At 48.1% G+C, this 13,275-nt stretch carries 13 protein-coding genes; all 13 read left to right on the top strand.

The features are described 5' to 3' along the window. Positions 1 to 4: 4 nt before the first annotated feature. The 13 genes from mutL to minE all read left to right on the top strand — a co-directional run bounded on the left by mutL (position 5) and on the right by minE (position 13,263). Positions 5 to 2,125: a DNA mismatch repair endonuclease MutL gene (gene mutL / locus DW835_RS13795; RefSeq protein WP_118503949.1), complete on the top strand. Its 2,121-nt coding sequence runs from the start codon at positions 5 to 7 to the stop codon at positions 2,123 to 2,125. Then, positions 2,125 to 2,601 (top strand): LURP-one-related family protein, encoded by a 477-nt coding sequence (locus tag DW835_RS13790; RefSeq protein ID WP_118731295.1) that lies wholly within the window; start codon positions 2,125 to 2,127, stop codon positions 2,599 to 2,601. Before mutL ends, DW835_RS13790 begins: the two co-directional genes overlap by 1 nt. 27 nt (positions 2,602 to 2,628) lie before the next feature. Then, positions 2,629 to 3,600 carry a tRNA (adenosine(37)-N6)-dimethylallyltransferase MiaA gene (gene miaA / locus DW835_RS13785; RefSeq protein ID WP_118731294.1) on the top strand — a complete coding sequence of 324 codons (972 nt, stop codon included), beginning with the start codon at positions 2,629 to 2,631 and terminating at the stop codon, positions 3,598 to 3,600. Continuing rightward, positions 3,587 to 4,948, top strand: coding sequence for a methionine gamma-lyase family protein (locus DW835_RS13780; protein ID WP_118731293.1), 1,362 nt, complete (start codon positions 3,587 to 3,589; stop codon positions 4,946 to 4,948). Before miaA ends, DW835_RS13780 begins: the two co-directional genes overlap by 14 nt. Positions 4,949 to 5,061: 113 nt before the next feature. Next, positions 5,062 to 5,301, top strand: coding sequence for a DUF4321 domain-containing protein (locus DW835_RS13775; protein ID WP_022312493.1), 240 nt, complete (start codon positions 5,062 to 5,064; stop codon positions 5,299 to 5,301). Positions 5,302 to 5,334: 33 nt separating this feature from the next. Then, entirely contained in the window at positions 5,335 to 6,033 is a 699-nt protein-coding gene (gene radC / locus DW835_RS13770) for a DNA repair protein RadC (protein WP_022312494.1), read from the top strand. A 16-nt stretch (positions 6,034 to 6,049) separates the two neighbouring features. Next, positions 6,050 to 7,060, top strand: a complete 1,011-nt coding sequence (locus DW835_RS13765) for a rod shape-determining protein (RefSeq protein ID WP_022312495.1) — start codon at positions 6,050 to 6,052, stop codon at positions 7,058 to 7,060. 83 nt (positions 7,061 to 7,143) lie between these two features. After that, entirely contained in the window at positions 7,144 to 7,944 is an 801-nt protein-coding gene (mreC, locus tag DW835_RS13760; RefSeq protein ID WP_347559383.1) for a rod shape-determining protein MreC, read from the top strand. Continuing rightward, entirely contained in the window at positions 7,934 to 8,473 is a 540-nt protein-coding gene (gene mreD, locus DW835_RS13755; protein WP_118731292.1) for a rod shape-determining protein MreD, read from the top strand. The genes mreC and mreD overlap by 11 nt, the downstream gene beginning before the upstream one ends. Further along, positions 8,463 to 11,348, top strand: a complete 2,886-nt coding sequence (locus tag DW835_RS13750) for a penicillin-binding transpeptidase domain-containing protein (protein WP_118731291.1) — start codon at positions 8,463 to 8,465, stop codon at positions 11,346 to 11,348. Before mreD ends, DW835_RS13750 begins: the two co-directional genes overlap by 11 nt. 85 nt (positions 11,349 to 11,433) lie before the next feature. Next, entirely contained in the window at positions 11,434 to 12,105 is a 672-nt protein-coding gene (locus DW835_RS13745; RefSeq protein WP_022312499.1) for a septum site-determining protein MinC, read from the top strand. Positions 12,106 to 12,147: 42 nt separating this feature from the next. Beyond that, entirely contained in the window at positions 12,148 to 12,969 is an 822-nt protein-coding gene (gene minD / locus DW835_RS13740) for a septum site-determining protein MinD (RefSeq protein WP_022312500.1), read from the top strand. A gap of 18 nt (positions 12,970 to 12,987) precedes the next feature. Continuing rightward, complete coding sequence (gene minE, locus DW835_RS13735) at positions 12,988 to 13,263, top strand: cell division topological specificity factor MinE (protein WP_347559382.1); 276 nt, start codon at positions 12,988 to 12,990, stop codon at positions 13,261 to 13,263. The last annotated feature ends 12 nt before the right edge of the window (positions 13,264 to 13,275 follow it).

The raw sequence follows: 13,275 nt of genomic DNA, 5'->3' as shown, positions 1-13,275 counted from the left end.
ATTTATGGGAATACATGTACTGGACTCCCGGACGATCGACAGGATCGCTGCCGGTGAGGTGGTGGAGAGACCAGCCAGTGTGGTAAAGGAACTGGTGGAGAATGCCATTGATGCCGGATCTACAGCAATCACGGTGGAGGCAAAGGAAGGCGGCATTGAATTCATCCGCGTGACGGATAACGGCTGCGGTATCGAGAGAGATCAGCTTCCTACCGCGTTCCTGCGCCATGCCACCAGTAAAATAGAGGATGCGGATGATCTGAACCATATTGCGAGTCTGGGATTCCGTGGTGAGGCTTTATCCAGTATCGCGGCAGTTTCCCGGGTGGAGATCATTACCAAGCGAAAGGAAAATCTCACGGGTACCCGCATGGTACTGGAAGGGGCGCGGGAGCAATCCATTGATGAAATCGGTGCACCGGACGGCACAACGTTCCTCATGCGGAACCTGTTTTTTAATACGCCGGTACGCCGGAAGTTCTTAAAACAGCCTGCCACAGAGGGCAGTTATATCACGGATCTGATGGAACATCTGGCATTGTCGAGACCGGATATTTCGTTTAAATTTGTACTGGGAAACCAGACCAGATTCCATACCTCCGGAAACGGTGACCTGCGGGAGGTAATTTACCGGATCTACGGCAGGGAGATTGCCGCAGAGCTGGTGCCTATCCAGATCGAAGAGAACGGCATCAAAGTCGAAGGATATCTGGGCAAACCGGTACTGGTGCGTTCCAACCGTAACTTCGAGATCTATTTTATCAACGGTCGTTTTATCCGCAGCGGTGTGATCGCCAAGGCTATCGAGGAAGGCTACAAGCAGTATCTGATGCAGCATAAGTTTCCACTGTGCGTACTGCATATCACCATGGATACGGAGACGGTGGATGTGAACGTACATCCTTCCAAAATGGATGTGCGGTTCTCTGACGGCATGGCATTTGCCAGAATGCTCAGTGAGAAGATCGCCATCACTTTGCGGAACCGGGAGATGATCCCGGATGCTTCTCTGGAGGATGAAAAGGCAATCCAGAAGAAAGAACAGGAAGAGAGAAGAGCTTCCTGGAAAGAACACACACCGGAAGTATTTGAAAAAAAGAGAGAAGAAAGCTATCGTGTCATGGAGGCAGCAAAATATGAAGCAGCTTCCAGGGACCGGAGAGAATTTATACAGAAACCTGTCTGGCAGGAAAATCATGCCGGGGTACAGACCAGTATCCGCAAGCCGGAGCTAATAGAGAACTCCACAGTGGGTGTTGCAGGAACTGTGACGGTGAAAAAAACGCAGGCCGTCCTGTACGGTAATACACCAGAAGTTTCCAAAGCAGTCAGCACCACAGCCGTACCGCAGGAAGATGATTTCTTCGTGGAGGCAGTGCCGCCGGAAGACAGGAAGAACCCGGTACAGGAACAGATGGCCACAACAACTGCTTCCGGACAGCCCACGGCATCGTCGCAGGATGCAGCTGCCGCCCCGGAACCGGAGATCAAAAATACCCAGCAGTTGAATCTGTTCGAGGAAAAACTGTTGTCCATGCAGAATCGCAGCCGTTACCGGATTATCGGTCAGGTCTTTGATACTTACTGGCTGATCCAGTTTGAAGACAAATTGTTCATCATTGACCAGCATGCGGCTCATGAAAAGGTAAAATATGAACGCCTGATGAAACAGTTTTATGAAAAGAGTGTGGTGTCCCAACGTCTGATGCCGGCGATTATTGTCAGCCTGACAGGGCAGGAGGAAAGCATTCTGCACACCTATGAGGATGCTTTTGCACAGCTGGGATTTGAGATTGATGCTTTCGGAGGCAACGAATATGCCCTCCGTAGTGTGCCAGTGGATCTCTACGGATGCAGTGAGAGGGAACTGTTCCTGGCAGTGCTGGATGAACTGTCCCAGGAGACCGGCAATCGCGGAAGTTTTCAGGTCATTGAGGAAAAGATTGCATCCATGTCCTGCAAGGCGGCGGTCAAAGGCAATAACCGTCTGAGCTTTCAGGAGGCGGAGAAATTGATCGACGAACTTCTGACCCTGGATAATCCCTACAACTGTCCCCACGGCAGACCCACTATTATTACCATGACGGAGACAGATCTGGAGAAAAAATTTAAGAGGATAGTATAATGCGTTTACTGATCAGACAGAGAGTGTTTTCCTGGACAGATTCCTATGATGTCTATGATGAAAATGAAAATCCAAAATATTTTGTAAAAGCGGAGTTTTTCTCCCTGGGACACCAGTTGCATGTATACGACAGAAATAACCATGAACTGGGAGTGATCAGACAGCGGCTGCTTACCTTTCTTCCGGCCTTTGAAATCGAGATCGGTGGCCGGGTCCGTGGTGAAATCCGCAAACAGTTTTCTTTTTTCAAGCCCAGATATGAGATCGACTATAACGGCTGGCGCGTGGAGGGAGATTTTCTGGGATGGGATTATGATGTATACAATGGATGCAGCAGTATCATCCATATCTCCAAAGAACTGTTTCACTGGGGAGATACGTATACTATTAATTTCTCCGATCCACAGGATGAACTGGAGGGTCTGATGCTGGTCATCGCCATCGATGCAGCAAACTGTACCCAGAACAACGGATAGCAGGATAAAAAGAGTAAGGAAAAAATAATGTCGGTAATACAGAAAAAAAAGAAACCACTGGTGGTCCTGACCGGGCCGACAGCGGTGGGAAAGACAAAACTGTCCATCGCACTGGCAAAAGCTATAAATGGAGAAATCCTGTCGGCAGATTCCATGCAGGTATATAAACATATGGATATCGGTTCTGCCAAAATCCGTCCGGAGGAGATGGAGGGGGTGCCCCATCATCTGATCGATATTCTGGAGCCCTGGGAAGAATTCAATGTAGTAGTGTTCCAGAAACATTGTCTGGAATGTATGGAGCAGATATATGACAGGAGCCATATCCCTATTCTGGTGGGAGGCACCGGATTTTACATTCAGGCGGTGCTTCGGGGCATTGATTTTACGGAAAACGAAGAGAACACCGAATATCGAAAAAAACTGGAACTTCTGGCAGAAGAACAGGGACCGGAGAGTCTGCATGAGATGCTGAAGAAGGTCGATCCCGTATCGGCGGAGAATATTCATGCCAATAATATCAAGAGAACCATCCGTGCTTTAGAATATTATGAACTGACAGGAGAACCGATCTCTGTACACAACGAGAGGGAAAAAGAACGGACAAGTCCCTATAATTTCAGCTATTTTGTGCTGACGGACGACCGGGAAAAGCTGTATGCACGGATCGAGGACAGAATCGATGAAATGATGTCACAGGGTCTGGTGGATGAAGTAAGACAACTGAAGGATATGGGATGCCGTAAGGGCATGACGTCCATGCAGGGACTGGGCTACAAGGAGATTCTGGAATATCTGGATGGAGAATGCAGCTTGGAAGATGCGGTCTATACCTTGAAACGGGATACCAGGCATTTTGCCAAGAGACAGCTGACATGGTTTCGCAGAGAGAGTGAAGTCACCTGGATCGACAAGGGCCGGTTTGATTATAACGAAGAGAAAATATTGGAATACATGATCAGAGAATTAGGAGAAAAAGAGATTTATGAGAAGCAGTAATGAAGAGATCTACCTGTCTATGGGAATCAGCAAGACCGTATATGATTACGGCTGCACCATTGAGAAAAGTTTAAGAGACCGCTTTGATGAAGTGGATAGTAACGCGGAATACAATCAGTTAAAGGTGGTAAATGCCATGCAGCAGCATCAGGTCAGTGAGGCCTGCCTGTTGGGCACTACCGGTTACGGCTACAACGATCTTGGAAGAGATACCCTGGAGGCTGTCTATGCAGCGACTTTCCATACGGAGGATGCACTGGTGCGCCCTCAGATCACCTGCGGCACGCATGCACTGGCATTGGCTCTGATGAGCAATTTAAGACCTGGAGACGAACTGTTGTCCCCGGTAGGCAAACCCTATGATACGTTGGAAGAAGTCATCGGCATCCGCCCCTCCAAAGGGTCTCTTGCAGAATATGGAGTAACTTATCGCCAGGTGGATCTGCTGCCGGACGGAAGCTTTGATTACGATAAAATCCGTGAGAATATCAATGAGAAAACTCATCTGGTAACGATTCAGCGATCCAAGGGCTACCAGACCAGACCCACCCTGTCCGTACAGCGGATCGGCGAACTGATCGCCTTCATTAAAGGTATTAAGCCGGACGTGATCTGCATGGTGGATAACTGCTACGGAGAATTCGTGGAGACCATAGAACCTTCCGACGTGGGTGCGGATATGATCGTAGGATCTCTCATCAAGAACCCCGGAGGCGGACTGGCTCCTATCGGCGGATATATTGCCGGAAAGAAAGAATGTGTGGAAAATGCGGCATACCGTCTGACCTCTCCGGGGCTGGGCAAGGAAGTCGGCGCTTCCCTTGGCATTTTGAAAGATTTTTATCAGGGATTTTTCCTGGCTCCCACGGTGACGGCGGGAGCACTGAAGGGTGCGATCTTTGCAGCCAATGTCTATGAAAAATTAGGTTTTGCGGTAGTACCGAACGGCAGTGAGAGCCGACACGATATCATTCAGGCAGTGACCTTCGGTCAGCCTGAGGGGGTTATCGGCTTCTGCCAGGGAATTCAGGCGGCGGCACCGGTAGACAGTCATGTGACACCGGAACCCTGGGATATGCCGGGATATGATGCACAGGTCATTATGGCAGCGGGAGCATTTGTTTCCGGTTCCTCCATTGAGCTGTCCGCGGACGGCCCCATCAAGCCTCCGTATGCAGTGTATTTCCAGGGCGGACTGACCTGGCAGCATGCCAAATTCGGTATTCTGAAATCCCTGCAGGTACTGGTACAAAAAGGTCTTGTGACGGAAGAACAGATCCGGAAAGCATGTAGAACTACATTGAAAAATACGAATCCTGTAGAAAAAGCGCAAAATAAAATCTACTAAATTTGTGTACAGAAGAAGCTTTTTGTGATAGTATAAAAAGACGTATGGAAGACAGGCTCACGGGGAGACTGTTCAGCCATGGAGAGTACACAGAAGAAAGAAGAGGAACTACCTTGAAGAGAATTAATTGGGTTTTGATCGTCCTGGTACTGATCGGATTTGTGATCGGCAGATTTATAGGGACTTATTTCGACGGTACTTTTCTGAATTACGGACAGAATTTCGGCCTCAGCAGTCCAGTGGAACTGAATCTCGGTTTCATTATTCTGACTTTCGGACTGGAGTTTAACATCACGATCGCCAGTGTGATCGGTGTGATCATAGCGTTTGTGGTATACCGTTTTATCCGTTAGGCAGCATACGTCGGAGCAGGCAGAAGGAGACTTATGCCCGAGAAGAATGTACAGGTAAATACAGACCGGGGACTTCCCTATGAGAGATTTCTGCAGTTCGGACCGGAGAATCTTACGGAGGCGGAATTGCTTGCGGTGATTCTGCGAACCGGGACGAAGGAGGATTCCGCGGTGGCGCTGGCTGAGAAGGTACTGGCACTGGCCACCTATCCGAGAGAAGGACTGCTGGGTCTGCATGATGTGAGTGTGGAAGAACTGATGGAGATCCGGGGCATTGGCATGGTGAAAGCGGTGAAACTAAAATGCATCGCCGAACTGTCCAACAGGATGAGCCGGGCCAAAGCCAGAGAGGGGATCTGCTTCACCAGAGCGGATCATGTGGCGGAATATTTTATGGAAAAACTCAGACACAGGGATACCGAATGTGTGTATCTGCTCTGTCTGGATGCCAAAGGACAGCTGATCCGTGAGAAGAAATTGTCGGACGGCAGCGTCAATATGGCATTGATCTCTCCCAGAGAGATATTTTTGGAGGCGTTAAAGGACAAGGCAGTCAGTCTTATCCTCGTGCACAATCATCCCAGCGGAGATCCCACTCCCAGCAGATCCGACAGGGAGCTGACGGAAAATGTGGCAAAGGTGGGAAACCAGATGGACATTCCGCTGTTAGACCACATTATTATTGGCGATAACAGGTATACTAGCTTCAGAGAGCAAAAATTTTTGATATAAGAAAGGGATAACGACAGTGGCAAACAATGCATTTGGTATCGACCTTGGTACCAACAATATAAAGATCTATAACCGCAATGATGACAATATCATGATCGAAAAAAATATGATTGCCATCGAGAATAAGAATACTTTATTTGCTTATGGTAACTCTGCATTTGAAATGTATGAGAAAGCTCCCAGCAATATTCATATTTCTTATCCGCTTTCCAATGGTGTGATCGCGGATATCAAAAATATGGAGACGCTGGTAAAGTATTTTATCGGTGATCTGCAGAAGGGCAATACCAAGCCTTCTGATTTCTTCATTGCAGTGCCTACGGATGTTACCGAGGTGGAAAAAAGAGCATTCTATGATCTGATCAAAGGAGCTAACGTAAAGGCCAAGAAGATCATGGTAGTGGAGAAGGCCGTGGCAGACGGTCTGGGTCTGGATATCGATGTAAAAAATTCCCAGGGCGTCCTGGTGGTGAATGTCGGCTACGAGACCACGGAAATCTCCATCCTGTCACTGGGCGGTATCGTACTGAGCCGTCTGATCAAGGTGGGCGGCATGAAATTTGATGATGCCATCCGTGCGGCAGTCAGAAGAGAATTCTCTCTGATCATCGGTGGCAAGACGGCTGAGAATGTGAAGATTGCCCTGAAGGAACTGGAAGAAGAAGGAAAGGGTGCTGTAGTATACGGCAGAGACATTGTCACCGGTCTGCCGGTGGAGCGTGAGATTCCCACAAGAATGGTGGACGAGTCTCTGGAAGAGCACTTTAATACCATTATTGATAATGTAAAGGTGATACTGGAGAGAACACCCCCTGAACTGGCAGCGGATATTTACCGTCACGGTATTTATCTGACCGGAGGAGCATCCCAGGTAAGTCATCTGGCAGAGAGACTGGCAACCGGTACCGGACTGCATGTGAATGTGGCTGAGAATCCGCTGACCAGCGTGGCAACAGGACTTGCCAAGATCATCAAGGATGATAACTATAAAACGGTAGCTTATGCAATTGAAGGGATGAGTAAATGAGCCCAGTCGTAAAAAGAAAAGGGGAGAGGTTTACTTTACCGAGTAAATATCTCCTTTTTATTTTAACTATCCTCTGCACCATCATGATGCTGGTGACCTTTGGAACCAATGTATTTAACCGACCGTTCAACAGAGTGGTGGGATATGTGATCGTACCCTTTGAACAGGGGATCGCCAAGGCCGGAGAATGGCTGGCAAATCGTTCCGATGAACTGGTGCAGATCCGGACACTTTTAGCGGAGAACAGTGCCCTGAAGGAGCAGGTGGCTTCCCTGACGGAAGAGAACACTCTGCTGCAGCAGGACAAATATGAACTGAATGAACTGAGAGGGTTGTTGGAGCTGGATGAAGAATACGGGGACTACAATAAGATCGGTGCCCGGATCATCAGCAGAGATTCCGGCAACTGGTATTCTTCTTTTGTCATTGACAAAGGCTCTAATGATGGGCTGGCGGATGATATGAATGTGATCGCCGGAGGCGGTCTGGTGGGACGTATTACGTCCGTAGGACCGAACTGGTCCCGGGTGACTTCCATTATTTCCGACAATTCCAATGTCAGCGGTATGACACTTGCCACGGGTGACAATCTGATCGTATCCGGAGATCTGCAGATGATGGCTCAGGGAGTGATTCTTTTCAGCAAGCTGGTGGACAGCCAGGATGCAGTGGCAGAGGGAGATAAGGTAGTTACTTCCGATATCAGTGATAAATATCTTCCCAATATCCTGATCGGCTATATCAGTACCATCAATAAAGATACCAACAATCTGACGAAATCCGGATACCTGACTCCGGTGGTGGATTTCGAGCATCTGAGTGAGGTGCTGGTGATCACGGACAAGAAACAGCAGGTTCCGGGAGGAGGCGCAGATGGAGAATAACAGCAGCTTCCTGCGCAAGATTGTAGTGGCTCTTCTGATCCTTTTATTTTTTGTCTTGCAGTGCAGTGTATTTAACAGCCTGGCAATGGGCGGAATCATTCCCAATCTGATGATCATTCTGACTTCTTCCTTCGGATTTATGAGAGGGGAGAAGGAGGGACTGCTGATCGGATTTTCCTGCGGGCTTTTATGTGATATTTTTTTCGGAAGTTTCCTGGGATTTTATGCCATGGTCATGATGTACATAGGCTTTGTTAACGGGAAATTCAGCCGGATCTTTTATCCGGAGGATATCAAGCTGCCGTTGGCGCTTATTATTGTCAGCGACATTTCTTATGGATTGATTTGTTACATTCTGATGTTTCTTTTGAGAGGGCGTTTTCATTTCCCGTATTATTTTACAAGTGTGATCCTGCCGGAGGCACTTTACACCATCGTTGTTACGATTATTTTGTATCCTCTGATCCTGAAGATTAATCAGAAACTGGAGGAGAAGGAAAAAAGGAGCGCACAGAAATTTGTTTCGTGAAATTAGAGATCACATTATTAATATTGTGACCAGCAGACTGACAGTACTTATGATACTGTTTGCTTTTTTTGCCGGTGTTCTGCTTTACCGCTGTTTCAACCTGCAGATCGTAAACGGAGAAGAGTATCTGAACGACTTTATCCTTCAGATCGAGAAGACCAGGGATATATCCAGTACCAGAGGACGGATCCTGGACAGGAACGGCAATGTACTGGCGGAAAATGAACTGGCTTATTCTGTGAAGATCGAGGATGTGTTTGAGTCCAGCCGGAATAAGAACGCAAAGGTCAATGACGTTGTCTATCGGCTGATAAAGCTGATCGAGAAAAACGGTGACAGTGTGATCACGGATTTTAAGATCATTATTGATGAAGACGGCGATTATGCCTATTCCGTGGATGGTACGGCGCTGCTTCGTTTTCAGGCGGATGTGCTTGGATACAGAACCATAGACGAGCTTAGTGAAGAAGAAAAAGCCATGACAGCCCAGGAACTGATAGAGTACTTAAGCAGTGCCAAGGGCTTTGCTATCGGTCAATACGAAGATCCCGAGAACACCAAGACCCCCTTCGTGCCGGGGAAAGGTTATACCAAAGAGGAGTGGCTGCAGATGGTAACCATCCGGTATGCCATGAATCTGACCTCCTTCCGGAAATATGTGGGAACCACTGTGGCTACCAATGTCAGTGCGGAGACAGTGGCGGTGATCATGGAGAATTCCGACCAGCTGGACGGTGTGTCCATCGTAGAGGATACGGTGCGCCACTACATAGACAGCAAATATTTCGCCCATGTGCTGGGATATACCGGTAAAATCTCTTCCGATGAACTGGCAGAGTTAAATGACCAGGTGGTGACGGAAGGCGGCCTGGAGGATACCTATACCATCAATGATGTGGTAGGTAAGAGTGGTATTGAGGCATATATGGAGACTACTCTGCAGGGTACCAAGGGCAGTGAAAAAGTGGTGGTGAACAATACCGGTAAGGTGATCACTATTTTAGAGCGGAAAGAGGCACAGCCGGGAGCGGATGTCTACCTGACCATCGATAAGGATCTTACGGAGGCGGTATATAATATCATTGAACAGAAGCTGGCCGGTCTGGTGGCAAGCAAGATCATCAACGCCAAAGAATTCAATCTGCCGGAGAATGCCAAGAGCTCGTCCATTAAGATCCCGATCTATGACGTGTATTTTGCCATGATCAACAACAATATCCTGGACAGAAAACATTTCGAGGCAGAAGATGCCGGAGAGACGGAAAAGGCAGTCTATGCCGCTTATCTGGAGTATAAGCAGGGTGTTTACGACAGACTGACTTACGAACTTACAGAAGGGGCAACTCCCTATAGCAAGCTTTCCAAGGAATATCAGGTTTACCAGAGTAATATCGTAAGCCTCCTTCGGGAGGAAGGCGTGATCATGAAGGAACTGGTGGATGATAACGATGCTACGCAGACGGCCTGGGCGAAGGAGGAAGTGATCTCCTTAAAGGAGTATCTGCAGTATTGCATCGCCATGAACTGGATCGATGTCAGCAAGCTGGATCTGAATGACAAATATTCGGATTCTACAGAAGTTTATGACAAACTGTTGGAGTACACCATTAATGCCATCGACCATACCACGGAGTTCCAGAAACGTTTCTACAAGTATATGCTTTTAAATGACAAGATCACCGGGAAACAGATCTGTATGCTCCTGTGTGAACAGCAGGTGGTGGACATCCCGGCTGAGGATGAAGAAGCACTGTATTCCGGTAAATTGTCGGCATATCAGTTTATGATGAACCGGATCAATAATCTGGAGATCACACCGGCCCAACTGGCACTGGATCCCTGCAATGCCTCTGTAGTCATTACGGATGTCAATACGGGAGATGTGCTGGCTATGGTGTCTTATCCGGGATATGACAATAACAAAATGGCGAATACCGTGGATGCGGAGTATTATGCGCAGCTGAATGCGGACAAGTCCAGCCCACAGCTGAATTTTGCCACCCAGTATAAGGCAGCACCCGGTTCCACGTTCAAGATTGTATCCGCTACAGCGGGACTTCTGGAGAATGTGATTAATCTTCAGAGCCGCGTGAACTGTGTCGGTACTTTTACCGAGATCACACCATCCCCCAGATGCTGGAAAATTTCCGGACATGGCTATGAAAATGTGACATCTGCCATCAAGGATTCCTGTAACTACTTCTTCTACAATGTGGGCTACCAGCTGGCTACCAGAACCGGAAGCTATAATGAGGAAGCGGGTCTGGATACCCTGAGCAAATATGCGGATCTGTATGGACTGACAGATAAATCGGGAGTGGAGATCGGAGAATATGCACCGGATGTATCCACCAAGGATCCGGTACGTTCTGCCATCGGACAGGGCAGCAACAGCTACACTACCGTTGGACTGGCCAGATATGTCACTACCATTGCCAACAGTGGGACCTGCTATAATCTGACACTGTTGGATAAGACAACAGATTCCCAGGGCAATCTGTTGAAAGAGTACCATGCAGAAGTGAGAAATCAGATTGACCTGCCGCAGGAATACTGGGATGCGTTCCATCTGGGAATGCGTCAGGTGGTGGAAAATAAAAAGTACTTTAATGATCTGGCGGTAAATGCCGCAGGTAAGACCGGTACGGCAGAGCAGACAGCTTCCCGACCAAACCATGCGCTTTTTATCTGCTATGCGCCGTATGAGAATCCGGGGATCGCCATTGCCACAAGAATACCCTTCGGATATTCTTCAGACTATGCAGCCCAGTTCACCAGAGATATTATCAAGTATTATTACGGACTGGCGGAAGAGGATGATCTGATCACAGGTACTGCGGATACTCTCGACAATGCAGTATCCAATGAGATGTAACTATCCGGAGTCAGATAACACAGACAGATGAATGCCAAATGTGGGACTTCGGATATTAAGAAAATAAAAAGACAGGTATAAGAAAATGAAAGATGCAGTATTGATCAAAAGCTATCAGAGCGGGATCACTCTTCTGATGAGGGAGGATGCTTCCCTGGAAGAAATCCTGCAGGAACTGGCGGTGAAATTCACAGAGGCGAAAAACTTCTTCGGTACGTCCACCATGGCATTATCCATGGAGGGACGGGAGGTGACCGAAGTGGAAGAAATCCGCATCCTGGATACCATCCGGAAGAACAGCAATGTGAGGATCGCCTGTATCGTGGGCCATGATGAGACTACAAACAAGAACTTTATCAAAGCTCTGCAGCATATGGAGAAAAAGCTTTCCACCGGGGACGAGGGGCAGTTCTACAAGGGAACCCTCAAAAACCGGGAAGTCATAGAAACCGAGAACAGCATCGTGGTCCTGGGGGATGTCTACCCGGGCAGTGCGGTGATCTCCGCAGGCAACATCATCATTCTGGGAGGACTGTACGGGGAAGCTTATGCGGGCGGATCTGGCAGAGAAGATTGTTATATTGTAGCGCTTGAAATGGAGCCGGAAAGATTAAAAATCGGCGATTTCAAATATAAAACCAATGCGAAACAGTCGAAATGGGGCATTCGTCCCAAAGTACAACCGAAAATTGCACACCTGAAGAACGGGAAGATCGTATTTGATCCCCTTACAAAAGAATTACTGGGTACTTTTTAAAAGAATCCAGGGGACGACAAAATCAAACAGGAGGAATCCAAAATGGAACAAAACGTTTCCACGGAGAAGAAAAGCTCCGAAGTCATTGTCGTCACTTCAGGAAAAGGCGGTGTAGGTAAGACCACTACATCCGCAAACGTTGGAACAGGTCTTGCAAAAGCGGGCAGCAAAGTCTGCCTGATCGATACGGATATCGGTCTGCGTAACCTTGACGTGGTCATGGGACTGGAGAACCGTATCGTTTACAATCTGGTAGATGTGGTCGAAGGGAACTGCAGAATCAAACAGGCACTGATCCGGGACAAGAGACATCCGGGACTGTATCTGATGCCGTCGGCACAGACCAGAGATAAATCGGCAGTCACCCCGGGACAGATGGTGAAGGTGATCGACCACTTGAGAGAACAATTTGATTACATCATTCTGGACTGCCCGGCGGGAATTGAACAGGGCTTCCAGAATGCTATTGCCGGGGCCGACAGGGCACTGGTGGTAACAACACCGGAGGTCTCGGCCATCAGAGATGCAGATCGTATTATCGGACTGCTGGAGGCCAACGGCTTCAAACAGATGGATCTGATCATCAACAGACTGCGCATGGATATGGTAAAGCGCGGAGATATGATGTCTGCGGATGATGTGGTGGATATTCTGGCGGTACCGCTCATCGGAATCGTTCCGGATGATGAGAATGTAGTCATCGCCACCAATCAGGGAGAACCATTAGTCGGAAGCGATACACCGGCGGGTAAGGCTTACCGCAATGTGGTGGATCGTGTGCTGGGAAAAGAAATTCCGTTCCTGGATTTCGAAAAAGGAGTATCTTTTTGGACAAAAGTAACCGGTATTTTTCGGAAAGCATAGGAAGGGGACGGGATGAATATGAAACATTTTTTTCGCAGGAAAAGCTCCTGCCAGGTGGCAAAGGACCGTCTGAAAATCCTGCTGATATCGGACCGGGTGAACTGTTCTCCGGAGATGATGGAACTGATCAAGGCGGATATTACAAAAGTGATTTCGAAATATATGCGGATCGATACGGATCATATGGAAATCGAGATACAGGCAAAGGGCAGTAAGGGCGGACGGAATAAGAGCCCCAGCCTGATTGCCAATATTCCCATTATTGATTTACAGAAGACTGCGAAAATGCCATAAGGAGCATAAAAA

Source organism: Clostridium sp. AM34-9AC (assembly GCF_003480225.1).
Taxonomy (GTDB): Bacteria; Bacillota; Clostridia; order Lachnospirales; family Lachnospiraceae; genus Acetatifactor; species Acetatifactor acetigignens.
The sequence above is the reverse complement of the archived record's forward strand: the minus strand, read 5'-3'. Positions and strand labels throughout refer to the sequence as shown.

Coding starts and splice junctions, on each gene's coding strand:
- minE (WP_347559382.1), top strand. CDS start 12,988: ATGAAACATTTTTTTCGCAGGAAAAGCTCCTGCCAGGTGGCAAAGGAC.
- minD (WP_022312500.1), top strand. CDS start 12,148: ATGGAACAAAACGTTTCCACGGAGAAGAAAAGCTCCGAAGTCATTGTC.
- mreC (WP_347559383.1), top strand. CDS start 7,144: ATGATGCTGGTGACCTTTGGAACCAATGTATTTAACCGACCGTTCAAC.
- miaA (WP_118731294.1), top strand. CDS start 2,629: ATGTCGGTAATACAGAAAAAAAAGAAACCACTGGTGGTCCTGACCGGG.
- mreD (WP_118731292.1), top strand. CDS start 7,934: ATGGAGAATAACAGCAGCTTCCTGCGCAAGATTGTAGTGGCTCTTCTG.
- DW835_RS13790 (WP_118731295.1), top strand. CDS start 2,125: ATGCGTTTACTGATCAGACAGAGAGTGTTTTCCTGGACAGATTCCTAT.
- mutL (WP_118503949.1), top strand. CDS start 5: ATGGGAATACATGTACTGGACTCCCGGACGATCGACAGGATCGCTGCC.
- DW835_RS13745 (WP_022312499.1), top strand. CDS start 11,434: ATGAAAGATGCAGTATTGATCAAAAGCTATCAGAGCGGGATCACTCTT.
- radC (WP_022312494.1), top strand. CDS start 5,335: ATGCCCGAGAAGAATGTACAGGTAAATACAGACCGGGGACTTCCCTAT.
- DW835_RS13780 (WP_118731293.1), top strand. CDS start 3,587: ATGAGAAGCAGTAATGAAGAGATCTACCTGTCTATGGGAATCAGCAAG.